This window comes from Actinomadura xylanilytica (assembly GCF_030283145.1).
In the GTDB taxonomy this organism is placed as follows: domain Bacteria; phylum Actinomycetota; class Actinomycetes; order Streptosporangiales; family Streptosporangiaceae; genus Spirillospora; species Spirillospora xylanilytica.
The window spans coordinates 78,502-102,321 of sequence record NZ_JASNWE010000005.1 but is presented as its reverse complement, the minus strand read 5'-3'; the positions used below and the strand labels follow the sequence as shown (position 1 = coordinate 102,321).

The following is a 23,820-nucleotide window of genomic DNA, read 5'->3' as shown; positions in this document are numbered from 1 at the left end:
GGTCCGCCGATGACGCCAGCCTCCCAGCGGATCCGGCCGGCGCCGGGAGCGGGTTTCCGCTCAGTGGAAGGCCGGGCCGGGTTCCCGGGCCCGCTCGGGCCGCCCGGACGGCGCGAACGGCGCGGTGCCGGAGAACGCCGAGATGCGCGCGATGCCGTCGGTGGTGGCCCTGACCACCTGGAACCGGAACGGGCGGTGCACGCCGTCGTCGCCGCGCCGGGTCCGGGCGATCCGGCCGACGTGCGCGGCGCCCGCGTACCACTCGGGAAAGGGTGGCATCTCCCAGACCGCGTCCTTCTTGAACAGCTCGATCAGCGCGCCGATGTCGGCCGCCTCGAAGGCCGCGGCGTACCGGTCGAGGAGCTCGCGGCGGCGCGGGTCGGTGGGCTCGGTCAGCTCGTCGCGGGCCGGGGCGGCCCGCTCGAGCCGGGCGCGGGCCCGCTGCAACGCGCTGTTGACCGAGACGGTGGAGGTCCGCATCAGCCCGGCGACCTCGGCCGCCCGCCATTTGAGCACGTCCCGCAGGATGAGCACGACGCGCTGGTTGGGCGGCAGGAGCTGGAGGGCCGCGGCGAACGCCAGCCGGGTCGACTCGCGGGCGGCGACGATCGAGGCGGGATCGGCCGACTCGGAGGCCGGCACCGCGCCGGGCGCGGGCTCCGGCCAGGGCCCGCCGGGCGAGGCGACCGCGCGCCGCTCTGGCTCCTCGTCTGGCGCGCCGAGCCCGGACGGCAGGGGCCGGTGGCCGCGCTGGTGGATCGCGGTGAGGCACGCGTTGGTCGCGATGCGGTAGAGCCAGGTGCGCAGCGAGGAGCGGCCCTCGAAGCCGCCGTAGGACCGCCAGGCCCGCAGGTAGGTCTCCTGCACCAGGTCCTCGGCGTCGTGGATCGAGCCGAGCATCCGGTGGCAGTGGGCCAGCAGTTCCCGCCGGTAGGGATCGGCGAGGCGCTGGAAGTCATGGTCGCGGTCGATCGTGCTGTTCACCATGATTGATCACCTTCAGTCGCGCCTTTCGCCGAGCGGCGCCGCGGTCCGGAGTCACCCGTCCGACGGTAGGCCGCCCCACCGACAGAACCGGGGACGCATCCCCATCATAGGCTCTGACCTGCGACTCCACCCGATCGGCAGACACGCCGGAGGCGCCGCGGGCCCCGCGCGGACGGCCGTTCGACCGGCGCCGGGCCCCGTCGGAACGCGACCTTCGGGAAACCTGGCGTCCTCCGGCGCGAAAGACTTCCGTAGGAACGGGTATGCCTGCACTCTGGACTGCACATCATCGGTGGCAAGGACCCTCGGGAGGGAATGTGATCGCGAGACCGGAGGGCGGCCCGCGCGTGGTCGTGGGGGTCGACGACTCCGCCGGCGCGCGCTGCGCCCTGTCCTGGGGGATCGGCGAGGCCCGGCTCCGGCGGCTGCCGATGCTGGTGGTGCACGCCGCGCCGCTGCCCCCGCACGTGTCGGCGGCCGGGCAGCTCGGCTGCGGGGTCACCGAGGCGCTGCGCGGCGCGGGCGCCGAGCTGATCGCGCGGCTGCTCGCCGAGGTGTCGGACGGGCCGCCGGACGGCGTCGAGCTGAGCGCGCTCGCCCTGGTCGGCGAGCCGGGCGCCACCCTGGTCCGGCTCGCCGGCGACGACGACCTCCTGGTCGTCGGGCACGGCTCCCGGGGCCCGCTGTCGCGGCTCGTCCGGCCCTCGGTGCGGCTGCACTGCGCGCGGCGCGCCCAGGCCACCCTGGTGTGCGTCCGGCCGCCGTCGCTGGACGCACTGCTGGAATCGCTCGCCGCGCAGGACCGGCCCCCGGATCCGGGGCCCGACCCCGACCGGCCGCGCCTGCGGCGGATCGGGCGGCGGCCGAGGCACTCCCGGTAAGATCGTCCCCTGGCTGGGGGGCGGTCATGCGCAAATACGTCATCGTCGGAGTGCAGGGCAGCGGGAAGGGCACGCAGTCGCTGCTGCTCGCCCGCGACCTGGACCTGGTGCACATCAGCGTGGGCGACGTCTTCCGCTGGCACGTGCAGAACCGCACCAAGCTCGGCGCCCTGGTCCGCCGGACGATGGCGGCGGGCGAGCTGGTCGGCGACGACCTGGCCGAGCGCGTGGTGCGCGAGCGGCTGGACCAGCACGACTGGAACCACGGCTTCGTCATCGACGGCTTCCCGCGCAACCGCAGGCAGGCGGAGTTCTTCCTGGAGAGCTACGACATCGACGGCGTCATCCACCTCGACCTGCCGGACGCGGAGGTGCGCCGCCGCGTGCTGGCCCGGCGGCTGTGCTCGGGCTGCGGCCTCGACTACAACCTCATCGCGCACCGCCCCGAGCGCGAGGGGCGCTGCGACGTGTGCGGCGGCGAGCTGGTCAGCCGCGAGGACGACTCCGAGGAGGTCCTCGCCGAACGCCTCCGGCTGCACCACGAGAAGACCGATCCCGTGCTGGAGCTGTTCCGGGGCAAGGAGTTCGTGGTCACCGTGGACGCGCGGGCGGGCGTCGACCAGGTGCAGCAGGCCATCAGGGAGCGGCTCGGCCTCCCGCCCCACCGCCCCTGACCCCGACCGCCGCCGATCACGGCCACGGGTCACGGGGTCACGGGAGCTTCGCCACGGTGAGCAGGACGGCGGAGTCCTCCAGCGCCTCCAGCGAGTGCCGCGACGCCGGGGCGACGATCAGGTCGCCGGCCCGCCCCTCCCAGGAGTCCTCCCCCGCGTCGAGGCGCACCCGGCCGCGCAGCACGTGGACCGTCGCCTCGCCGGGGTTCTCGTGCTCGGCGAGGCGACGGCCGGACGCCAGCGCGATGACGGTCTGCCTGAGCACGTTCTCGTGCCCCCCGTGGACGGTGCCGGAGCTGCGCCCGGCACCCTCCTCCGCCGCCTTCTTCAGGTGCTCCCGCGCCAGCGCGTCCAGAGATACTTTCCGCATGTCATCGACCATCTCAGAAGCCGTCCGGAGATTCGGCAAAGCGAGCACCAGCGGATGGCCATCCGGCCGCCCCGCCCGCGGGCCCGGGCTCGCGGGCGGGGCCGGCGGACGCGCCGTCGCCCGGACCCGGGTCAGGCCGGGGGCAGGTCCAGCAGCACCGCGAGCGCGGCGCGGTGCCGGTCGGGTGTGCCGAGCGCGATCGCGTCGCTCTTGGCCCGCTTGAGATACAGGTGCGCGGGATGCTCCCAGGTGAAGCCGATCCCGCCGTGCATCTGGACGCACTCCTCCGCGGCCTGCACCGCGACCGCCGAGCAGTGCGCCTGCGCGACGGCCACCGCGACGGCGGTGTCGGGGTCGCCGTCCGCGACGCACGCCACGGCGTAGCGGGCCACGGCGCGGGCCTGGGTGATCGCCGTCCACAGGTCGGCGAGCCGGTGCTTGAGCCCCTGGTACGAGCCGACCGGACGGCCGAACTGGTAGCGGGTCTTGAGGTGGGCGACCGTGAGGTCCAGGCACCGTTCGGCCAGCCCGAGCTGCTCGGAGGCGAGCAGCGCGGCGCCCGTGGTGAGCGCGGCCTCCACCGCGGCCGTGCCGCCGGCCACCCGCCGGGCGGGCGCGGCGGAGAACGTGAGGTCGCACAGCCTGCGCGTCATGTCGAGCGAGATCACCGGCGTGCGCTCGGCGGCGGCGGCGTCGACCGCGTACAGCCCGTCCGGGGCGGGCACCAGCAGCACGTCGGCGGCGGCGCCGTCGGCCACGCTGCCCACCCGCCCGGTCAGCGTCCCGTCCGCGGCCCGGACGGCCCCCGTCGCCGGCCCGCCCGGCGCGGTGCTCAGCGGGACCGCGAGCACCGCGATCCGGTCGCCGGAGGCCACCTCGGCGAGCAGCTCGCGCTCCCCGGCGGCCAGCAGCGCCGCCGTCGCGAGCACCGCGCTGGTCAGGAACGGGACGGGCGCGACGGCCCGGCCGAGCTCCTCCATCACCACGGCGGCCTCCCGCCAGGTGGCGCCCGCGCCGCCGAGCTCCTCGGGCACCGGCAGCCCGGCGCAGCCGAGCCGGACCGCGACCGCGCCCCACAGCGCGGCGTCGTACGGCTCGTCCCGCTCGGTGCCGGCGAGCACCTCGCCCCAGGGAGCCTTGTCGTCGAGCATCCCGCGGACGCCGGCGCGGAGGTCGTCCTCGACCTCGCTGTACAGCAGGTCGCTCATCTGGGGAGGTCCTTCCACGGCACGTCCTTGTCGACCCGGATCTCGCCCGGCAGGCCGAGCACGCGCTCGGCGATGATGTTCCGCAGGATCTCCGAGGTGCCGCCCTCGATGGAGTTGCCCTTGGCCCGCAGGTAGCGGTAGCCGGGCGAACGGTGGGTGAAGTCGACCGCGCTCGGACGGCGCATCGTCCAGTCGTCGTAGCGCAGCCCGTCCTCGCCGAGCAGTTCCAGCTCCAGCCCGGACACCTCCTGGTTGAGCCGGGCGAAGGCGAGCTTGGCGGCCGACCCCTCCGGTCCGGGCTGGCCCGCGGTGAGCGCCTGGCGCAGCCGCTCGCCGGTGAGCCGGGCCGCCTCGGTCTCCACCCACAGCCGCATCAGGTCGCCGTGCAGCCCGGCGGTGCGCAGCTCGGGCCGGTCCCGCCACAGCCCGGCGACGACGCCGATCATGCCGCTCTCGCGCGGGGCGGCGGCGCCGCCGATGGCGACCCGCTCGTTCATCAGCGTGGTGGTGGCGACCCGCCAGCCGTCGCCGACCGCGCCGAGCCGGTGCTCGTCGGGGATCCGCACGTCGGTGAGGAACACCTCGTTGAACTCGGCCTCGCCGGTGGCCTGCCGCAGCGGGCGGACCTCGACGCCGGGCGCGGTCATGTCGCAGACGAAGTAGGTCATGCCGCGGTGCTTGGGCACGTCCGGGTCGGTGCGGGTGACCAGGATCGCCCAGCGCGCCTCGTGGGCCATCGAGGTCCACACCTTCTGCCCGTTGACCGTCCAGCCGTCGCCGTCCGGCACCGCGCGGGTGCCGAGCGCGGCGAGGTCGGACCCGGCGCCGGGCTCGCTGAAGAGCTGGCACCAGATCTCCTCGCCGGTCCACAGCGGGCGCAGGAAGCGCCGCTTCAGCTCCTCGGTGCCGAACGCCAGGATCGTCGGGGCGGCCATGCCGAGCCCGATGCCGTTGCGCTCGGGCCGGTTGGAGGGCGCCCCCGCCTCGGCGAACCGGCGGTCGACGGCGGGCTGGAGCGCGCGCGGGGCGCCGAGCCCACCGAGGCCCTCCGGGTAGTGGACCCAAGCCAGGCCGGCGGCGAACCTGGCCCGCAGGAACTCCAGCGGCTCGGCACCGGCGGGGTCGTGTGCGGCGAGGAACTCGCCGACCCGCCTGCCGAGCTCGTCGGCGTCGGGCGATGCAGTGCTCACAGGGCGGACCTCCGCGCGGGACGAGGGAGCGGCGGCGCGCCGCCGCGATGTTACATACCAACCGGTCGGTATGCGCCCACCCTAGGAACCCGCCGGCGAGCGAGTCAACATCGGCGCGCGCCGGGCCGTACCGGCGTCCCGCGTCGGAGGCACCGCCCGTCAGGCCAGTGCCGCGGCGAACGCCGCGTGGTGGGCGTAGTCGCGGGACTCGACGATCAGGCCGTCGCGGACCCTCATCACGAAGATGTTCGGAACGGTGAACGCGCGGCCGGTGGTGGTGACGCGGCCCGCGTACTCGAACTCGGCGACGATCACCTCCGGGTCGGCGGTCTCGTGCACCACGACGTTGCGCGCCCGGATCTCGATCGGCAGGTCGGGGACCTGCGCGAAGTGCTCGCGCAGCGCCGCGCGTCCGTTGAGGGGCGAGACGGGCTCGGCGAACGGGTGCACGACCACCGCGTCCTCGGCGTACAGGAGGGGCAGTTCGTCGGCGCGCTTCTCCGTGACGCCGTCGAGGAGCCGCTGAAAGACGGCGCGCGGGCTGGATGACGACTCGGACATGGAAGGACCTCCCGGGACTACAATCGGAGCAATCACTCCGGATAGCTCGAAGATACGGAGTGAGCACTCCGGTTGTCAAAAGGGGAGGTCGATCGGATGAACGGCAGGCCGCCGCGCGCGGACGCGCTGAGGAACCGCGCCAGGGTGCTGGAGGCGGCCGGCGCCGTCTTCGCCGAACGGGGCACCGCCGCGTCCACCGAGGAGGTCGCGCGGCGGGCGGGGGTGGGGATCGGCACGGTGTTCCGGCACTTCCCGACCAAGGAGTCGCTGCTGGAGGCGGCTCTGGCCGGGCTGATGGAGGAGCTGGCGGACCGGGCCCGCGCGCTGGAGGACGCCGCCGACCCCGGCGCGGCGTTCTTCGGCTTCTTCAGCGAGGTGGTGCGGCGGTCGGCGACCAAGAACGCGCTGTCCGGCGCGCTGGCCGAGGCCGGCGTCGACGCGCTGCGGGCCGGCGGCGAGGCGGGGCCCGCGCTGAAGCAGTCGCTCGGCACGCTGCTCGAACGCGCCCAGGGGGCCGGGGCGGTCCGGGCCGATGTCGGCGCCGCCGAGGTGATGGCGCTGCTCGCCGCCATGACCCACGCGGCCGGGCTCGGCGGCGGCACCGGGGCCCTGGCGGTCGTGTTCGACGGCCTCAAGGCCCCGTAAGCGGCAAGGCGGGCGCCCGGCGGGCGGGCAGGTCGGCGCCGGTCGGTCGGCGCCGACCGGTCAGCGGGCAGGTCGGCGCCGGTCGGTCAGCGGGCCGGCCGGCGTCAGTCGGCGACGCGCAGGTAGTGGGCCCAGTAGCCCTGCCACTCGCCGTACCCGTCAGCGATCTTCTGCATCTCGGCGTCGCTGAGCGTCCGGCCGTAGGCGTGCGCCGCGGCGGTGCGGAGCTGCTTCTCCAGCGGCATCTCGCGCATCCGGCCGAGACCCCGGATCAGGACGAACGTCGCCGACCACGGCCCGATCCCGGGCAGGCCGAGCAGATAGTCCCTGACCTCGTCGTAGGGGCCGTTCCGGAGGAACTCCTCATCGGAGTCGAGCCAGGCCCGGACGGTGCCGTGCAGGTAGCGGCCCTTGCGCTCGTTGCCGACCAGCTCGGCCATCCGGCCCGAGGACAGCGAGGCGAGCTGCTCGGCATCGGGGAAGGCGCCGTACTCCTCGCCGTCCAGGACGAGCCGGTCGTCGAACGCATCCGACAGGGCCCGCTTCTCCTTGGCCGCGACGGTCAGGGCGGTCCGCTGCGACAGGATCGCCCACACCACGTTCTCCAGCGGGGAGGCGAACTTGACCTGGTGGTAGCCGTACAGCCGGTCGATGACGGGCGCGAAATCCGGGTCGGCGCGGCCGATGGCGTAGAAGTCCTCCAGGTCGTCGTCCAGGCTGAGCTGGAAGCGCAGCCGGTCGGCGGCGGCGGCGATCTCCCCGGCGGTCAGCGGCCCGGACGCGTGCAGCGAGCAGGTCAGGCCGTCGCCCGCCGCGGCGAGGCGGGCGACGACGGTGCGCCCGCCGGCGCGCAGCGCCTTGGTGAGGGTCTCCCCCACCACGGTCTGCTCGCCGGCACTCGGCGCGAAGCCGTGCAGGAACCGCAGTGAGGCGCCGAAGTCGAACGGCGCGGTCGCGGGGAGCACGACGGGCTCGGTGAACCGGGCCTCGGCGACGGTGGCGGTCATGACGGCCTCCTCGGTAGCGGATCCGATCCTGTCAGGACGCGAGCTCGGTGGGCAGGTCGGCGTGGTGCAGCACGGTCAGGGCGGTGACGGCGCGGGTCAGCACGACGTACAGGCGGGCGAGGCCGCGCGCCTCCGCCGCGGCGATCGCGGCGGGCTCGGCGACGATCACCTGGTCGTACTCCAGGCCCTTGGCCAGGGTCGCCGGGACGACGAGCAGCCGCCCGGCGCCGTCGGACTCGGGCCCGAGCACCGCGTGCTCCAGCCCGGCGGCGGCCAGCGCCGCGGCGTAGGCCGCGGCCTCGGCGTCGGGCACGATCAGGCCGATCGAGCCCGGCCGCGCCAGTGCCTCGCGGGCGGCGCCGGCGGCGGCGCCGGCGAGGTCGGGGACGCGCCGCACGGTCAGGGCGCCCGTCCCGGCGCGCAGCGACCGGGGCGCCTCCAGCTCGGGCGCGACGTGCGGGAGCAGCCGGGCGGCGTAGTCGAGGACCGGGCCGGGCACGCGGAACCCCAGGGTCAGCTCGGTGACCTCGCCCTCCTGGCCGAGATGGCCGAGCACCTCGGTCCACGACCGCGCCGACCAGGGCGTGGTGCCCTGCGCGAGGTCGCCGAGGACGGTGGCCGAGCCGGTGCCGCAGCGGCGGCCGAGGGCGCGCAGCTGCATCGCCGACAGGTCCTGCGCCTCGTCCACGACGAGGTGCCCGAGGGACGGGGTGCGCTCGATGAGGTCGTTCAGCTCGTCGAGCAGGGCCCGGTCGGCGGCGGTCCAGCGGGCCGAGCGGTGCGAGCGGGGCGGCTTGGCCCACAGGAGCGCGGCCTGCTCGTCCTCGTCCAAGACGCCCCGGGCCGCGGCGCCCATCAGCTCCGGATCCGACAGCAGCCGGAAGAGCACCTGCTCGGCGGTGACCTTCGGCCACACCTGGTCGACCAGCGCCTTGACCGGCTTGGAGCGGACGACCTGGTCCTGGATCCGGTCGTCGGGCGCCCCGCCGCGCTGTTCCATCCGGACCAGGATCTGGTGCGCCAGCCGCTGCGCGAACGCGGCGCGGCCGTTGCCGTACCGGCCGCCGTTCTGGAGCGCGGCGGCGATCTCCCGCACCTCGTAGTCGGCGAGCCGGTAGCGGGCCGCGCCCCGGGCGACGACCAGGCCCTCCTCGGGCTTGCCGATCTGCCGCCACAGCGCCTTGCGGAGCACCTCTGCCATCCGCGCCCCGCCCTTGAGGGCGCCGAGTGCGGCGGGCTCGTCGGCGGCGGGCGCGCCGAGCAGGTCGTCGATGGTGGCCTGGTCGACGCGGACCTCGCCGAGCGCGGGCAGTACCGCGGAGATGTAGGCCAGGAACGCCCGGTTGGGGCCGACGATCAGCACGCCGGAGCGGGCCAGCCGCTCCCGGTGGGTGAACAGCAGGTACGCGGCGCGGTGCAGGCCGACCGCCGTCTTCCCGGTGCCGGGGGCGCCCTGTACGCAGACGGTGCGGGGCAGGTCGGCGCGGACGAGCTCGTCCTGCTCGGGCTGGATGGTGGCCACGATGTCGCGCATCGGCCCGGTGCGGGGCCGCTCGATCTCCTCGGTGAGGATGGCGGACGGGCCGAGCGCGCGGCCGTCGAGCGGCTCGTCCTCGAACGCGGTCAGCTCGCCGCCCTGGAAGCCGAACCGGCGGCGCCGCCGCCAGCCCATCGGGTCGGCCGGGCCCGCCTGGTAGAAGGCCCGCGACACCGGGGCGCGCCAGTCGAGCACGAGCGGGCGGCCCTCGTCGCCGTCGTGGACGTGCCGCCGCCCCACGTACATCGTCGGCGGCAGTTCGGCGTCATCGCCGGAGCCGGTGCCCATGCCGGCGCCCGTCCCGGTGCCGTCCTGGTCCATCCGGCCGAAGAACAGCGGGGTGCCGGGGTGGTCGGCGAGCGCCTCGATCCGCTGGTTCAGCAGCGACTCCAGGAACCGCCGGGAGACCCAGTCGGCCGCGGCGTCGGCGGACATGCCCTCGGCGTTCTCGCGCATCCGGCGCAGCGCGGCGCGGGACTCGGCCAGGTGCGCGCACTCCGCGGCGAGCGTGGCCGCGTCGTCGCCGGCCGTCTCGAGGACGGGATCGAGGGTGGGGGCGGGACCGGCCTCGGGCGGGGCGAGGGGCGGTGGTTCGGCGGGCATGCTCGCGGTCCTCCGGACGTGGTCGGTGGCGGCCAACCCGTCAGCTTAGCCCTTCTCCGCCGGTGGCGAGCGATCACCGCGATCGGGGCGGCGAGCACGGCCGGTACCGGGGGCGGACCGGCCGGGTGATCATCCGGTCACCGGGGGCCGCGCCTTGCCCGCCGTCCGCCCGCCATGCCAAGTTGTACGGATGGTGATGTTGAAAGCACGTTCCGCGACGTCCGCCGGCGCCGCTGCCCGGAGGCGGCCGTCACTCACGGGGCGATCACCTGGGCGGCGGGGACGGCCGTCGGGACGGAGCGTCCCCGGTCCTGGTCCAGCACCTCGGGATTGACGCAGTGGGCGGGCCTTTCGCCGCGCAGCAGCCGTTCCACGCCGTCCGCGACCATCGCGGCGTGGTTGGCCTCGACGTCGAACGCCGCGCCGCCGATGTGCGGGGTGAGCACCGCGCCGGGCAGCGCGGCCAGCGGGCCGGCCGGGTCGAGCCACTCCCCCTCGAAGTGGTCCAGGCCGGCTCCGGCGAGCCGTCCCGACTCCAGGACGGCGACCAGCGCGGCGGCGTCGTGCAGCTCGGCCCGCGCGGTGTTGAGGTACAGCGCGCCCTCCCGCATCGCCGCGAACTCCCGCTCGCCGATCATCCCGAGCGTCCCGGCGGTCAGCGCGGCGTGCATCGACACCACGTCGGCCACCGCGAGCAGCTCGTCCAGCCCGCAGGTCGCGTCCGCGGCGAACGGGTCGCAGGCCACCACCCGCATCCCGAGGCCCTCCATCCGCCACCGCACCGCCCGGCCGACCGCGCCCAGGCCGACGATGCCGAACGTCCGGCCCACGAGCTGCCAGCCGCGGTGCCGCTGGTACGGCAGCACGCCGCCGGCGTAGGCCGTCCCGGCGCGGACCTCCCGGTCGGCCGCGACGACCCCGCGCGCGGCGGCGAACAGCAGCCCCACGGTCAGCTCGGCGACGGCGTCGGCGTTGCGGCCCGGGGCGTGCAACACCGGGACGCCCCGGGCGGTGGCCGCGGCGACGTCCACGTTGCCGGGCGTGCCGCGGGTCGCGGCGATCACCCGCAGCGGGTGGTCGAGCACCGGCCCGGCGACCTCATCGGCCTCGGTCACCAGGATGCTCGCGCCGGTCTCGGCGAGCCTGCGGGCCAGGTCGGCGGCGGAGTACAGCCGGAAGGGCCGGTGCGCCGTCGCCGGGTCGTACACCACGTCGGCGATGCCCCGCAGCCGGTCCCAGCCCGGCCCCCGCATCGGTGCGAGCACCAGCGCCCGCGGCCTGTCCCGTCCGTTCACGCGCCCTCCCCGAGTCACCACCGGCGCCGCCGGCACCGCCGGCCCCCGGACCGATGATCACCTACCCCGGAGCAGCCGATGGCAACCGAGCTCACGGTCGGACTCGACGTCGGCACCACGGCCGTCAAGGCCGTGGCGGTCGACGCGGAGGGCATCGTGCGGGCCCGCGCGCGGGTGCCGCACGACCTCCTCGTCACCGCCGCGGGCACCTTCGAGCACGATCCGGCCGGGGCGTGGGGCGAGGGCCCGCGCGCCGCGCTGCGGGCGCTCGGCGAGCCGGGACGGACCGCGCGCGGCCTCGGGATCGCGGCGATGCTCCCCTCGATCGTGGCGGTGGACGACCGGCTGCGCCCGCTGTCGCCCGCGCCGCTGTACGGCGACCACCGCGCGATGAGCGGCGCCCGCGCACTCACCCCGCTCGCCTCCCGCGAGGGCGAGACGCTGCTGGCCTGGGTCGCGCGCGGCTGGCCGGACGCGTACGCCTACCTGCCCGCGCAGGCGTACGCGATGGCCGCGCTCGGCGCCGAGCCGGTGCTGGACGTGTTCGCGGCGATGGCCTTCTACCCGGCCTTCGACGGCGTGCGGTGGGATCCGGAGCGGCTGGCGCGGTTCGGCGCCGACGAGAAGCGGCTCCCGCCCGTCTCCGCGCAGCCCGGCCGCGCCGTGGGCCGGATCGGCGAGACGGTGGTGACGGCCGCGGGGGCCGACGTCCTGGCCGAGCAGCTCGCGGTGGACGTGGCGGAGCCCGGCGACGCGTTCGTCGCCTGCGGGACCACGCTGGTCACCTGGGCGGTCGCCGCCGCGCCGCACCCGGGAGCCCCCGGCCTGTGGACGCTGCCGCACCACCGGCCCGACCGCTGCCTGGTGGGCGGTCCGAGCAACGCGGGCGGCCTGTTCCTCGACTGGGCCGGGCGGCACCTGGCCGCGCCGCCGGAGGCGGAGCCCGATCCGGGGCGGGTCCCGGTGTGGCTGCCCTACGTCCGGGGCGAGCGGAGCCCGCTGCACCGTCCGGGGCTGCGCGCGTCCCTGCACGACCTCGACCTCACCCACGACGCCGGGGCGCTGCGCCGCGCCGCCTACGAGGCCAGCGGATTCGTCGTCCGGCACCATCTCGACCTGGCCGGGTGCACGCCGCGCCGCATCGTCGTCACCGGCGGCGGCGCCCGCGACCCCGCGTGGGCGCAGGCGCTCGCCGACTGCACGGACGCGGTGGTCGAGCGCGCGGCGGTGCCGGAGGGCGCCGCGCACGGGATGGCGTGGCTGGCGCGGATGGCGGCCGACCTGGAGACGTCGGTGGCCGACGCCCGCCACTGGTACCGGCCGGGCGGCCGGGTGGCCCCGCGTCCGGCCTGGGTCGACGCGTGCGCGGCCCGCTACGCCCGGTTCCGCGAGCTCAGCCGGGAGTGCGACCCCGGCTGATCCGCGCCGCACGGCGCTCGGCGGCGGCGCCGGGGCGGAGTGCCCGCGCTTGTTGATCGGCGATCCGCGCGTCAGTATCGTGAGGCCCCGCAGTGATCCACATCACAGCGGACCACGGGGGCCCCGCGCCGCCGGCGGAGGTGATGGACGGTGCCCGGCGATGAGCCCGCCCCAGGCCAGGGCCTGGTGGCCTCCGGAGTCACGGTCCGGTTCGGCGGCGTGACGGTCCTCGACGGCGCCGGGCTGGACGCGCCGCCCGCCACGGTCACCGGCCTGATCGGCCCCGACGGCGCGGGCAAGTCGACGTTCCTCGACGTCCTCGCCGGGCTGCGCCGCCCGTCCGGCGGCACCGTGCACCTCGGCGGCGCCGACGTGACCTCGGACTCCGCCGGCGAGCGCGCCCGCCGCGGCCTCGTCCGCACCCTCCCCCGGCCCGGGACGTTCGCGGAGTCCGGGGCGCTGACCGTGCGGGAGAGCGTTCAGGTCGCGGTGGAGATCCACGCGATGGCGCGCGGGACCCGGCGCCGGTGGCGCCGCACCGCGCGCCGCGAGTCGGGCGCGGGCACGGGCGCGGCGGCCGACGAGCTCCTCGCCCGCGTCGGGATCGCCGAGCACGCCGGGCGGCGGGCCGGCACCGTGCCCGCCGGGGTCGCGCGGCTCCTCGGGCTCGCCCGCGCCCTGGCCGCCGAGCCCGCCGTGCTGCTCCTGGACGAGCCGCTGGCGGGCCTGCCGGTGCCCGAGTCCCGGTCCCTGGAGGTGCTGCTCCGCGACCTGGCCGCCGAGGGGCCGGCCGTGCTGCTCGCCGAGCCCGACCTCGAACCGGTCATGGGCGTGTGCGACGTCCTCCACGTCCTGGACCACGGCAGGGTCGTCGTGTCGGGTCCCCCCGCGCTGGTCCGGTCCGATCCGCGCGCCGGGGACGCCCGTCCGGGAGCGGCGGCGCGGTCGCTGCCGGACCGGGGCGGCGCGCGCTCGCCCGACGGCGCCCGGTCTGGCGTTCGATAGTCGTCGCCGTGCCCGGTCCCGATGATAATGAGGTCCCGTGCTTGACAGGGGGTGCCCTCCCATGAGGCCATGCCCCCAGATGACCACCCGGAAGGACGACCCATGGGCACCGCGCACCGCACCCTGCGCGACACTCTGCTGGACGCCGCGTCCGAACTGATCGTCGAACGGGGCTACCGGGGCGTGCGGATGGTGGACGTCGCGCGGGCGGCGCGGGTGAGCAGGCAGACCGTCTACAACGAGTTCGGCGACAAGTGGGGGCTGGCGCAGGCCGTCGTGCTCCGCCACAACGAGCGCTACCTCGACGGCATCGACCGGGTGCTGTGCGAGCACCACGACCTCTTCTCGGCGGTGTCGGCGGCGGTGCTGTTCACGCTGGAGACCTCCGCCGACGACGCGCTCACCAAGATGGTGCTGACCGGCGCCGGCGGCGACGAGATGCTCCCGCTGCTGACCACCCGGGCCGAGCCGGTGCTGTTCACCGCCAGCGCCCGCATCGCCGAGCACGCCCTCGGCCAGTGGCCGGATCTGGATCCGGCGGCGTTCACCGAGATGGCCGACGCGGCGGTGCGGCTGACGATGAGCCATCTGATCCTGCCGGCGGGGCCGCCGGAGCAGATCGCGGCGTTCATCGCCCGGATGGTCACCCGCTATCTGGACATCCCGGAGAAATCCGATGGCGGCGGGTGAGCGCGCCCCGCTAAGCTGGAGATCACCTCGCGGCTGCTGAACCGGAGGTACCGCGGCGGGGCCGGGCCCCGCCGCCCCGTCCCGCCCGCCTCCCGCGGGCCGGGACCGTTTCGCCACGCCCCGTCCGGGCGCGCCCCGCCGTGCCCGCAGCAGCCACGAAGGACCCCCTCATGCCCGCACGCCAAGACCGCCGCCTGGTCCGTCTCGACGACCACTGGCTCTCCCTCCCCAACCCCTGGAACGTCCCCGTGGAGCTGTGCGCGGGCGAGGACGTCCCGCTGGAACCGGCCGCCGTGAGCGAGGCGCTGTCGGTCCTGGAGACCGCCGGCACGCTCGAACGGCTCGCCGAGGCCACCCCCGGCTACGACGGGCCGGCGCCGCGCCTCACCCGGGTCGCGCTCACGCCCGACTTCCACAAGGGCGCCGGCATTCCGATCGGCACGGTCGTGGAGACCGAGCACGCGCTGCTCCCGCAGGCCGTCGGCAACGACGTCAACTGCGGGATGCGGCTGGAGGTCACCTCCCTGACCGCCGACCGGGTCCGGCCCCGGCTGGACGCGCTCGAACGGCGGCTGCGGCACCTGTTCTTCGAGGGCGGCCGGCGGATCGCGCTCACCCCCGTCCAGCGCGAGGCGCTGCTCCGCGACGGGCTGCCGGGCCTGCTGCTCACGGGCGAGGCGTCCTGGCCGGGCCTCGGCCCGCACGACGCCGACGACGGCGTCGACCGCGTCCACGCGCCGTCGCATCCGGCCGGGAACGCCGACGCCTTCGCCGACTGGATCGGCAGTGCGGGCGGCGCGAGCCACGACAGCGTCATCGGCGGCATCGGCGGCGGCAACCACTTCGCCGAGCTCCAGTACGTCTCGCGGGTCCACGACGCCGCGGCGGCCCACGCCTGGGGGCTGGCCCCGGGGACGGTGGTGCTGATGGCCCACAGCGGCTCGCTGTCGCTCGGCCACCAGGCCAACGCCACCGCCCTGGACCGGCTGCGCGCGGGCTGGCCGGCCGGGCTGCCCCGGCCGCGCAACGGCATCCTGCCGTTCCTGTTCGACGAGCGTTCGGCGCGGGACCGCCGGGCCTACCTGGACGCGTTCGGCAACGCCGCCAACTTCGCCGTCGGCAACCGGTTCTTCCTCGCGCTCACGATGCGGGCCGGGCTCGCGGCCGAGTGCGGCGACCTGGCGTCGCGGCTGCTGTACGACGCCCCGCACAACCTGTTCTGGCGGGACGGCGACCGCGTGGTGCACCGCAAGGGCGCCACCCCGGCGGGCGGCCACGCGCGAATGGCGGACGGCCCGTACGCGATGTGGGGCGAGCCGGTCATCGTGCCCGGCTCCATGGGCGCGGCGAGCTTCGTGCTGCGCGGCCACGGCGACCCGCGCACCCTCTCCAGCGCCTGCCACGGCGCCGGGCGCCGGATCCCCCGGGGCGCGTCGGCGCGCGGCGGCGACGCCGAGCTGGACGCGTTCCTGCGGGAGTTCCGGGTGGTGACCCCGCTCGACCACCGCGACCCGATGACGGTCCGGCGGTCCGACGTCATGGCGGCGTGGCGCCGCGACCTCAAGCAGGAGGCGCCCTGGGCCTACAAGGACATCGGCCCGGTGGTGTCCAGCCTGCACGGCGGCGGGGTCGCCGCCCCGGTCGCGGAGCTGCGCCCCCTGCTGACGGTCAAGGGCTGACGGCGCGGCGGCGCGTGTCAGTGTCCACTTACTTCATCGGCTACGGTGGTCCGGACGACGTACGGAGGAGGCGCGGATGGACTTCGACCTGCCCGAGGGCGCGATCGCGGTGCGCGAGGGCGTGCGGGCGATCGCCGGGAAGTACGACCAGGACTACTGGAACCGGTGCGACGCCGAGAAGCGGTGGCCCGAGGAGGTCTGGCGCGAGCTGGTCCAGGGCGGCTGGCACAGCCTGGCCGTCCCCGAGGAGTACGGCGGCGCCGGCCAGGGGCTGCTGGAGCTGTCGGTGGCGCTGGAGGCGCTCGCGGCCGGCGGGGCGGGCGGCGCCGCCTCGTTCATGTACCTGCTCACCCCCGCGTTCGGCGGGCTGACCATCGCCCGGCACGGCACCGCCGAGCAGAAGCGCGCGTTCCTGCCCGGCATCGCCTCGGGAGAGATCGAGACCTGCTTCGCCGTCACCGAGCCGGACGCGGGCAGCAACGCCATCGACATCACCACCCGGGCCCGCCGGGACGGCGACGGGTTCGTGGTGGACGGCCAGAAGATCTGGATCTCCGGGGTGGAGCGCGCCGACCACCTGGTGCTGGTCGCCCGGACGGTCCCGGCCGCCGAGGCCCGCCCCCGCACCTCCGGGTTCACCGTGCTGCTGGTCGACGTCAAGGCGGCGGTCGCGGACGGCACGCTGGCCTACCGGCCGATCCCCAAGCTCGGCACCAACACCGTGGCCTCCAGCATGGTGTTCCTGGACGGCGTCCGGGTGCCCGCGGACCGGGTGCTCGGCGAGGTCGACCAGGGGTTCGCCGTCCTGTGGGACATCCTCAACCCCGAGCGGATCCTCGCGGCGGCCGGCGGCGTCGGGTTCGGCGAGCTGGCCCTGGACGTGGCGTGCGGGTACGCCCGCGAGCGCGCCCCGTTCGGCACGCCCATCGGCGCCAACCAGGCGGTCGCGTTCCCGCTCGCCAAGGCCAAGGCGCAGGTGGAGCTGGCCAGGCTGATGACCTACAAGGCCGCGTGGCTGTGGGACCGGGGCCGGCCGTGCGGATCGGAGGCCAATATCGCCAAGCTCACCGCGGCGGACGCGGCCTGGCAGGCCGCCGACCGCGCGTTCCAGACGCACGGCGGCATGGCCTACTCGCTGGAGTACCCGGTGGCGCGGATGTTCCGGGACGCGCGCATCGCCAAGAACATCCCGGTCGCCGAGGAGCTGGTGCTCGCGCACATCGCCCAGCACGAGCTGGGCCTGCCGCGGTCGTACTGAGCGGCGGCGGCGGAGGCACGGGCGCGGCCCGCCCACCCCGGCGCGGTCCACATCGTGATCATCCGGCTGTTGCCCGGACCGCCTCCCGGGGCCCAGCATGGAGCCGACACCGCCGCCCCGCAGCGCCGAGGAGAGCCCATGCCGAGGTCGTACGCCAGTACCGTGCTCGACGCCAGCGCCGAGGAGGTGTGGGCCTACCTGCGCGACTTCGGGAACCTCGCCGAGTGGGCGCCGGGCGTGCAGACCGGGCTGATCGAGGACGGCGGCCCGTCCGACCGGGTCGGGTGCGTGCGCAGGATCATCGGGCCGGGCGACTCGGTGTTCCGGGAACGGCTGAGCGGCATGGACGACGCCGACCGCTCCTACGCCTACGAGATCCTGGAATGCCCGCTGCCCGTCCGCGGCGCCCACGGGCGGCTCAGGGTCGCGCCCGTGACCGCCACCGGGCAGGCGTTCGTGGAGTGGTCGGCCGAGTTCTCCGCCGACGCGGGCGACGAGGAGGCGATGGGCAAGACGTTCACCCGCGGCATCTACGCCACCGGCCTGGAGGCGCTGCGCAAGCGCTTCGGCTGAACGCCCGCGCCCACGGCGACCGGGAACGACGCGCCCGCGGCCGGGGAAGGCCGCGGGCCCGCACGGCCCCGCGGCCGGCTCAGCCGAAGTCGGGGGCGCGCTTCTCGCGGATCGCGGCGACGCCCTCGCGCACGTCGGGCCCGGTGAACCCGAAGAACTCCATCGCCAGCGAGGCGTCGAAGGACGGGCCCGCCAGGCGCAGCCAGTTGTTGAGGGCGTGCTTGGTGAAGGAGATCGCCTCGGCGGCCCCGGCGGCGAGCCGTCCCGCGATCTCCAGTGCCCGCGCGTGCACCTCGTCGTCGTCCACGCACACGCTGACCAGGCCGATCCGTTCGGCCTCCGCACCGGTCAGGGCGTCGCAGAGCAGCAGGTAGTACTTGGCCTTGGCGAGGCCGCACAGCAGCGGCCACACGATCGCGGCGTGGTCGCCGGCGGCGACGCCCAGGCGGGTGTGCCCGTCGATGATCTTGGCGGTGCGGCCCGCCACCGAGATGTCGGCCAGCAGCGCGACCGCGAGCCCGGCGCCGACCGCCGGGCCCTGGATCGCGCTCACCACCGGCTTGGAGCACTCCAGCACGTTCATCACGATCGCGCGGGCCTCGCGCAGGATCCGGGCCCGGACCGCGTGGTCGGACATCATCTCCTCGATCATGGACAGGTCGCCGCCCGCGCTGAACGCGGCGCCCTCACCGCGCACCACCACGGCGCGCACCCGCGGGTCGGCGTCGGCGTCGCGCCAGATCTCGGCCAGCTCCCGGTGCCCGGTGGTGTCGACGGCGTTGAGCCGTCCCGGCGTGCTGATCGTGACGCGCAGCACCCGGGGCGCCGCGAAGTCGATCCTCAGCCGCTCGTACGCGTCGTACCGCGGGTCGCCGGTCTCGTTCATGCCGCGCCGCCCTCCTGGATGGGGGTTCCGAATGCCGTGCGCAATCGTCGCACGGCGAACCGCATCGCCTCGGCGCCGGCGTCGAAGATCTCCGGGAGCAGGAAGAACGAGTGCACCACCCCGTCGAAGCGGCGCAGCCGGACCGGGACCCCGGCGTCCGCCAGCCGCCGCGCGTACGCCTCGCCCTCGTCGCGCAGGATGTCGTACTCGGCGGTCACGACGGTGGCGGGCGCGAGGCCGGACAGGTCGGCCGCGCGCAGCGGGGCCAGCCGGGGGTCGGCCGGGTCGGCGGCACCCCGGTACAGGCCCATGAACCGCGCCATCGCGTCGGCGTCCAGTCCGTAGCCGGAGCCGAACGCGGACCAGCTCGCGGTGTCCATCGCGGTGTCGGTCACCGGGTACACCAGGAGCTGGTGCGCCAGCGCCACTCCCCGGTCGCGCGCCATCAGCGCGGCGGCGGCGGCCAGGTTGCCGCCCGCGCTGTCGCCCGCGACCGCCAGCGCCCCGGGGACGGCGCCGTAGCGCCCGGGGTCGGCCGCGACGGCCGCGAGGGCCGTCCACGCGTCGTCGACGGCTGCGGGGAACGGGTGCTCGGGGGCCAGCCGGTAGCCGACGTTCAGCACGGCGCAGCCGGCGCCCGCGGCGAGCTCGCGGCAGGCGGCGTCGACGTTGTCGACCCCGCCGAGCACCCAGCCGCCGCCGTGCAGGTAGACCAGCAGCGGGAGCGGCCCGGCCGCGGGGGGCTCGGGCCGGTAGAGACGGGCCGGGACGGCGGCGCCGTCCTCGCCCCGCACGCTCAGGTCGCGGACGCGCGGGAGCTCGCGCCGGTCCACCGGGAACACCGCGCCGATCCGGCGGCGCATCTCGTCGATCGAGGGCTCGGCGCCGGAGGCCGTCCCGGCCGCGCGGGCCCCGCCGGCGCCGCCGCCGTCCCCCAGGGCCGTCCACGAGCCGATCAGGTCCAGGAAGCGCGCGGCCTGCGGGTGCAGGGGCACGGCGGTCCCCCGGTCAGCGTCCGGCCGCTTCGGCCACCAGGGCCTCGAAGAGCCGCTTGTCCTCGCCCTCCTCGGGGTGCCACTGGACGCCCAGCCCGAACCGGTGCCCCTCGAGCTCCACCGCCTCGACGACCTGGTCGTCGGCCCAGGCCACGGGCGTCAGGCCCTTGCCGAGCCGGGTGACGGCCTGGTGGTGGTAGGTGGGCACCTCCGCCTCCGCGCCGAGGATCTTGCCGATCGCGCTGGTCGGGACGATCCGGACCGGGTGCGAGCCGATCATGCCGACGGCGGGCGCGTGCGCCTCGTGCCCGACCGTCTCGGGCAGGTGCTGGACGAGCGAGCCGCCGCGGGCCACGTTGAGCACCTGCATGCCCCGGCAGACCGCCAGGAACGGCAGGCCGGCCTCGACGACGGCGCGGACGAGCGCCAGCTCGAACCGGTCGCGCTGCGGCTGCGGCGGGCCGGTCTCAGGGTGCCGCTCGGCGCCGTACAGCTCGGGGTCGACGTCGCCGCCGCCGGCGAACAGGATGCCGTCCAGCCCGTTGACGAGCGCCGACAGCCCGCGCAGCCCGCCGGTCGGCGGCAGCATGACCGGGACGCCGCCCGCCCTCTCGACCGACCGTATGTACGGTGCTGGCAGGAGCGCGGCCTCGCGCACCCACGCCCCCCAGCGGGCCGGCTCCAGATACGTGGTGATGCCGATGAGCGGCGGCGCGTTCGTCGCGGCGGCGTGGGGGCCCGGAGCCCCGTGGTTCGCCTCTGGCATGCGTGGTTTCCCCTCTGCTGAGCACTGGCCACGGCTCGGTACCCGATGTGCGGTGATTCGCCACCTTTGCGGGGTCATCATTGCGCATGACCCGGCCCTTCCGACCGCCTCGCCCCTGGCCTCCCACCGGCCAGCCTGCCGCACGGGCCGGATCTCCGCAGGCCGAAGCCGGTGGACGGCGCCGCGCCGGATCCAAGCGATCAGGCGAATTCGCCTGACCATGAAGGGGGGCGGCCCCGGACCGGCCCGCGGCGGGCGGCCGGGCCGGGCGGCGGAGCCGGGACACGGAACATCCTCCGGGGTTGAGATTCCTCCTCCACCCCTGACCGGTGACGAACCGTTCCGTCAAGGCGGCCGAAACACCCCACCCGGCGCACCTGACCGGTGCAATTCCAATGTCGTGCTCGGGACGCACTCCCACCCTTCCCCAATACCGATCAGTATCCTAGCGCTTCGCGGCCGTTCTCATGATTACCGAGAATAATCGCCGATCACAGTCCGTGTCCACAACGGGGTGGATGTCGTGAATCGCTTGAGGACCAGCGGCTTTGGATGCGAGAATCTCACCGAGCCGGGCACTTCGCGGGCGTCACAAGGCGCCGGGGAACCTCAGTGTCGGCGACAAAAAGCCAGGGGGAGCTTGGCAAATGTCATTGGAACCCCGGATCGTCAAAGAGAGTCTCAGCCGTATCCAACCCGTCCAGGCGAAGGCGGCCCGCTATTTCTACGGCCGCCTGTTCGCGGAGAATCCGCGAATGCGCGCACTGTTCCCACCCGGGATGGACGTGCACCATGACCGGCTCTTCCAGGCGATCGGCGAGATCGTGGGGAGCCAGGACAGCCCCGAGACGCTCGCGGCCCACCTCGGGCGGCTCGGCCGGGCCCACCGCAGGTTCGGCGTCCAGCGCGAGCACTACGCGGCGTTCGGCACCGCGCTCGTCGCGACGCTGCGCGCGTTCAGCGACGAGTGGAGCACCGAGATCGAGACCGCCTGGACCGAGCTCTGCCGGTCCGCCGCCGACACGATGTCCACCGCGGCCGAACGCGACGCCGAGCGCGCCCCGCCCTGGTGGGTCGCCGAGGTCGTGGGGCACGACCGGCGCGCGCACGACCTGGCCGTGCTCACCCTGCGGCCCGGCTGCCCGCTGCCGTTCGTCGCGGGCCAGCACGTCACGGTGCAGACCTCCCGCTGGCCCCGGGTGTGGCGGCCCTACTCGATCGCCAACGCGCCCCGCCCCGACGGGACGCTCCGGCTGCACGTGCGGGCCGTCCCCGCGGGCTGGGTGAGCGGCGCGCTGGTCCGGCACACCCGGCCCGGCGACACCGTGCTGCTCGGCCCGGCGGCGGGCGGCATGACGCTCGACCCCGGCTCCGGCCGCGATCTGCTGCTGGTCGCGGGCGGCACCGGGCTGGCGCCGGCCAGGGCCCTGGCCGAGCAGGCCGCCCGGTCCGGAGCGGCGCGCGCGGTGCGCCTGCTGGTCGGCGCGCGCACCGGCGCCGGCCTGTACGACCTCCCCGGCCTGCGGGCGCTGGAGTCGGAGTGCCCGCGGCTGCGGGTGACCCCGGTGGTCTCCGGCGAGCCCGGCTACCCGGGCCTGCGCGGCGCCCTCCCGGACGTCCTGGACCGCTTCCCGGACCTGGCCGGGCACGACGTCCATGTGGCCGGGCCCGCCCCGATGGTCCGCGAGACGGTGACCGCCCTGCAACGGCTCGGGGTGCCGCTGGACCAGATCAGGCACGACCTCCTGGAGGCCGAGAGGAGGGCGGTGCCCGTCCTCTCGGCCTGACCGGCCCCGGTGGCGCCGCCGCGCGCGCGGCGCGCGGCGCCACCGGCCGGGGTCACCAGCCCGCGCGCTCGCGCAGGAAGGCGGTGGTCGCCGGGTCGGCCGGGTAGAACGACTCGATCGCCAGCTCCGCCAGCGTGATGTCGACCGGCGTCCCGAACGTCGCGATGGTACTGAAGAAGGACAGCTCCCGCCCGTCCAGCAGCATCCGCAGCGGCACGAAAACCTGGCCGCCCGGCGGGGGCACCGCCGCCTCACCGTCGGGACCGGGGTAGTCGCGCAGCTCCCGGTAGAGCTGCGCGAGCGCGGCATCGGCCGTCAGCGCCACGTGCCGCCGCACCCAGCTGATCATGTGCGCCCGCCACTCGCCCAGGTTCAGGATGTTCTTGGCCATCCCGTCCGGGTGCATGCTCAGCCGCAGCACGTTGAGCGGCGGCTCCAGCAGCTCGGCCGGGGCGCCCTCGATGAACAGCCCCGCCGCCGCGTTGCTGTCGACCAGGTTCCAGAACCGGTCCACCACCAGCGCCGGATAGGGCTCGTGCCCCTCCAGGACCTGCCGCAGCGCCGCGCGGACCGAGTCCATCCGCGGCTCCTCGATCGGCGTCTCGTCGTACACCGGCGCGAACCCGGCCGACACCAGCAGCAGGTTGCGGTCGCGCAGCGGCACCTCCAGGTGCTCGGCCAGCCGCAGCACCATCTCGCGGCTCGGCGCCGACCGCCCGGTCTCCACGAAGCTCAGGTGCCGGGTGGACACGTCGGCGTCCGAGGCCAGGTCGAGCTGGCTCAGCCTGCGCCGCTGCCGCCAGGCGCGGAGCTGGTCGCCGACGGGTCGAACATCGCTCAACGCGCTCGTCATGGTCGTCACCCGGCCGAAGCTACCCGAACCGACATCATGGCCACGATTACCTCACAGGTCATGACCGTCCACCCCGCATTATCCCGGAGGTCATGGACACCGAGCCTCGCGGTCGGCGGGGTGGGCCGGCCGCACCACCCGACGAGGTCCAAGACCAACTGCTTCCGGGGCTACGCGGCGGGGCAGGTCCGCGCAGCCTCCCGCCCTGCGCGTCGGACGCTCGTCGATCGTCGTCCAGACCGACCTGTTTCGCTGACCGGGACCGCAGGATCGCGCAGGTCACGCAGACGCAGGCGGACCTGCACCCTGAGCGGCGGCGCCGCTGTCGGACGCGGCTGGCATCATGCGGCCTTCTCGGCGGGCTGATCCGACAGGGGCGAGGTGGCGTATGGACCGCGACGAGTGGCGGCCGTTCCTCAAGCGCTGGAGCGAGGAGTGGATCGCCGGGCACGACCCCGAGCGCGACGCGCCGCTCGAGGCGGAGGTGGTGCGGGACGGGTGGCTCGGGTTCGCGCCCGCCCGGCCGGAGGAGATCGCTGCGGCCGAGGCCCGGCTCGGGCAGATGCTGCCGCCCTCGCTGCGGACGTTCCTGCTGGCGACCAACGGGTGGCGGAACGCCGGCAACTTCATCTACCGGCTCGCCGGCACCGCCGAGCTCGGCTGGCTCCGCGACATGGACGAGCACTGGATCGACGCCTACGGCGGCTACGAGGCGGGTGATGTCACCGACCATTTGGAGCGGTGCCTTCAGATCTCCCTGGCGGGCGACGCCTGCGTCCTGTTCCTCGATCCGGGCGACGTGGACGGGGACGGCGAGTGGGCGGCCTATAGGCTCGCCTCGTGGAGTGGGGAGGGGCCCTCGCGGCACGCGTCGTTCGGCGACCTCATGGGCGACCTCCACGCAGGCTTCCACGCCCTCTGCAAAACCGCCCGGGCGGACCCGTGACGAGT

The 23,820-nt window shown here is 75.5% G+C and carries 23 protein-coding genes; 11 read left to right on the top strand and 12 right to left on the bottom strand.

From position 1 onward, the window contains the following. Positions 1 to 60 precede the first annotated feature (60 nt). Positions 61 to 987: an RNA polymerase subunit sigma-70 gene (locus QP090_RS30250; protein WP_285942918.1), complete on the bottom strand. Its 927-nt coding sequence runs from the start codon at positions 985 to 987 to the stop codon at positions 61 to 63. Between the two features lie 317 nt (positions 988 to 1,304). On the opposite strand from QP090_RS30250, the gene QP090_RS30245 reads away from it, so the two are divergent. Next, a complete protein-coding gene (locus QP090_RS30245; protein WP_285942917.1) occupies positions 1,305 to 1,868 on the top strand; it encodes a universal stress protein in 564 nt (187 codons plus the stop codon). A 26-nt stretch (positions 1,869 to 1,894) separates the two neighbouring features. Then, complete coding sequence (locus tag QP090_RS30240; RefSeq protein WP_285942916.1) at positions 1,895 to 2,542, top strand: adenylate kinase family protein; 648 nt, start codon at positions 1,895 to 1,897, stop codon at positions 2,540 to 2,542. 37 nt (positions 2,543 to 2,579) lie between these two features. Here the strand turns inward: QP090_RS30240 and QP090_RS30235 are convergent, their stop codons facing one another. The 4 genes from QP090_RS30235 to QP090_RS30220 form a co-directional block, all read right to left on the bottom strand. Further along, the gene (locus QP090_RS30235; RefSeq protein ID WP_285942915.1) at positions 2,580 to 2,912 is read right to left on the bottom strand and encodes a cupin domain-containing protein; all 333 of its coding nucleotides are present in this window, start codon (positions 2,910 to 2,912) and stop codon (positions 2,580 to 2,582) included. 131 nt (positions 2,913 to 3,043) lie between these two features. Beyond that, positions 3,044 to 4,120 (bottom strand): acyl-CoA dehydrogenase family protein, encoded by a 1,077-nt coding sequence (locus tag QP090_RS30230; protein ID WP_285942914.1) that lies wholly within the window; start codon positions 4,118 to 4,120, stop codon positions 3,044 to 3,046. Then, positions 4,117 to 5,310: an acyl-CoA dehydrogenase family protein gene (locus tag QP090_RS30225; RefSeq protein WP_285942913.1), complete on the bottom strand. Its 1,194-nt coding sequence runs from the start codon at positions 5,308 to 5,310 to the stop codon at positions 4,117 to 4,119. The genes QP090_RS30230 and QP090_RS30225 overlap by 4 nt, the downstream gene beginning before the upstream one ends. A gap of 159 nt (positions 5,311 to 5,469) precedes the next feature. After that, positions 5,470 to 5,871 (bottom strand): nuclear transport factor 2 family protein, encoded by a 402-nt coding sequence (locus tag QP090_RS30220; RefSeq protein WP_285942912.1) that lies wholly within the window; start codon positions 5,869 to 5,871, stop codon positions 5,470 to 5,472. 96 nt (positions 5,872 to 5,967) lie between these two features. On the opposite strand from QP090_RS30220, the gene QP090_RS30215 reads away from it, so the two are divergent. Next, positions 5,968 to 6,516, top strand: a complete 549-nt coding sequence (locus QP090_RS30215; RefSeq protein ID WP_285942911.1) for a TetR/AcrR family transcriptional regulator — start codon at positions 5,968 to 5,970, stop codon at positions 6,514 to 6,516. A gap of 104 nt (positions 6,517 to 6,620) precedes the next feature. On the opposite strand, the gene QP090_RS30210 is transcribed toward QP090_RS30215, so the two are convergent. The 3 genes from QP090_RS30210 to QP090_RS30200 form a co-directional block, all read right to left on the bottom strand. Further along, positions 6,621 to 7,523 (bottom strand): DNA-3-methyladenine glycosylase family protein, encoded by a 903-nt coding sequence (locus tag QP090_RS30210; protein WP_285942910.1) that lies wholly within the window; start codon positions 7,521 to 7,523, stop codon positions 6,621 to 6,623. Positions 7,524 to 7,554: 31 nt separating this feature from the next. Then, positions 7,555 to 9,663, bottom strand: coding sequence for a HelD family protein (locus QP090_RS30205; RefSeq protein WP_285942909.1), 2,109 nt, complete (start codon positions 9,661 to 9,663; stop codon positions 7,555 to 7,557). 254 nt (positions 9,664 to 9,917) lie between these two features. Continuing rightward, complete coding sequence (locus QP090_RS30200; protein ID WP_285942908.1) at positions 9,918 to 10,958, bottom strand: NAD(P)-dependent oxidoreductase; 1,041 nt, start codon at positions 10,956 to 10,958, stop codon at positions 9,918 to 9,920. 78 nt (positions 10,959 to 11,036) lie between these two features. Between QP090_RS30200 and QP090_RS30195 the strand changes: the two genes are divergently transcribed. The 6 genes from QP090_RS30195 (at position 11,037) to QP090_RS30170 (ending at position 17,582) form a co-directional block, all read left to right on the top strand. Beyond that, positions 11,037 to 12,377, top strand: a complete 1,341-nt coding sequence (locus QP090_RS30195) for a xylulokinase (protein ID WP_285942907.1) — start codon at positions 11,037 to 11,039, stop codon at positions 12,375 to 12,377. Positions 12,378 to 12,527: 150 nt separating this feature from the next. Continuing rightward, positions 12,528 to 13,382, top strand: coding sequence for an ATP-binding cassette domain-containing protein (locus QP090_RS30190; RefSeq protein ID WP_285942906.1), 855 nt, complete (start codon positions 12,528 to 12,530; stop codon positions 13,380 to 13,382). A gap of 102 nt (positions 13,383 to 13,484) precedes the next feature. Then, on the top strand, positions 13,485 to 14,072 hold the full coding sequence (locus tag QP090_RS30185; RefSeq protein ID WP_285942905.1) for a TetR/AcrR family transcriptional regulator: 588 nt from the start codon (positions 13,485 to 13,487) through the stop codon (positions 14,070 to 14,072). Between the two features lie 170 nt (positions 14,073 to 14,242). Next, positions 14,243 to 15,751, top strand: a complete 1,509-nt coding sequence (locus QP090_RS30180; protein ID WP_285942904.1) for an RtcB family protein — start codon at positions 14,243 to 14,245, stop codon at positions 15,749 to 15,751. Positions 15,752 to 15,827: 76 nt separating this feature from the next. Further along, positions 15,828 to 17,009 (top strand): acyl-CoA dehydrogenase family protein, encoded by a 1,182-nt coding sequence (locus tag QP090_RS30175; protein ID WP_285942903.1) that lies wholly within the window; start codon positions 15,828 to 15,830, stop codon positions 17,007 to 17,009. A gap of 138 nt (positions 17,010 to 17,147) precedes the next feature. Further along, entirely contained in the window at positions 17,148 to 17,582 is a 435-nt protein-coding gene (locus tag QP090_RS30170) for an SRPBCC family protein (protein ID WP_285942902.1), read from the top strand. 79 nt (positions 17,583 to 17,661) lie between these two features. On the opposite strand, the gene QP090_RS30165 is transcribed toward QP090_RS30170, so the two are convergent. The 3 genes from QP090_RS30165 to QP090_RS30155 are packed head-to-tail and all read right to left on the bottom strand — an operon-like array spanning position 17,662 to position 20,229. Further along, on the bottom strand, positions 17,662 to 18,468 hold the full coding sequence (locus tag QP090_RS30165) for an enoyl-CoA hydratase/isomerase family protein (RefSeq protein WP_285942901.1): 807 nt from the start codon (positions 18,466 to 18,468) through the stop codon (positions 17,662 to 17,664). Continuing rightward, positions 18,465 to 19,463, bottom strand: a complete 999-nt coding sequence (locus tag QP090_RS30160; RefSeq protein ID WP_285942900.1) for an alpha/beta hydrolase — start codon at positions 19,461 to 19,463, stop codon at positions 18,465 to 18,467. Before QP090_RS30160 ends, QP090_RS30165 begins: the two co-directional genes overlap by 4 nt. Before the next feature lie 13 nt (positions 19,464 to 19,476). Continuing rightward, positions 19,477 to 20,229, bottom strand: a complete 753-nt coding sequence (locus QP090_RS30155; protein ID WP_285942899.1) for a gamma-glutamyl-gamma-aminobutyrate hydrolase family protein — start codon at positions 20,227 to 20,229, stop codon at positions 19,477 to 19,479. A gap of 647 nt (positions 20,230 to 20,876) precedes the next feature. Between QP090_RS30155 and QP090_RS30150 the strand changes: the two genes are divergently transcribed. Then, positions 20,877 to 22,016 carry a globin domain-containing protein gene (locus QP090_RS30150; RefSeq protein WP_285942898.1) on the top strand — a complete coding sequence of 380 codons (1,140 nt, stop codon included), beginning with the start codon at positions 20,877 to 20,879 and terminating at the stop codon, positions 22,014 to 22,016. A gap of 52 nt (positions 22,017 to 22,068) precedes the next feature. Here QP090_RS30150 and QP090_RS30145 read toward each other — a convergent pair whose 3' ends face one another. After that, on the bottom strand, positions 22,069 to 22,869 hold the full coding sequence (locus QP090_RS30145; protein ID WP_285943823.1) for a helix-turn-helix domain-containing protein: 801 nt from the start codon (positions 22,867 to 22,869) through the stop codon (positions 22,069 to 22,071). A gap of 388 nt (positions 22,870 to 23,257) precedes the next feature. On the opposite strand from QP090_RS30145, the gene QP090_RS30140 reads away from it, so the two are divergent. Beyond that, on the top strand, positions 23,258 to 23,815 hold the full coding sequence (locus tag QP090_RS30140; RefSeq protein ID WP_285942897.1) for an SMI1/KNR4 family protein: 558 nt from the start codon (positions 23,258 to 23,260) through the stop codon (positions 23,813 to 23,815). The last annotated feature ends 5 nt before the right edge of the window (positions 23,816 to 23,820 follow it).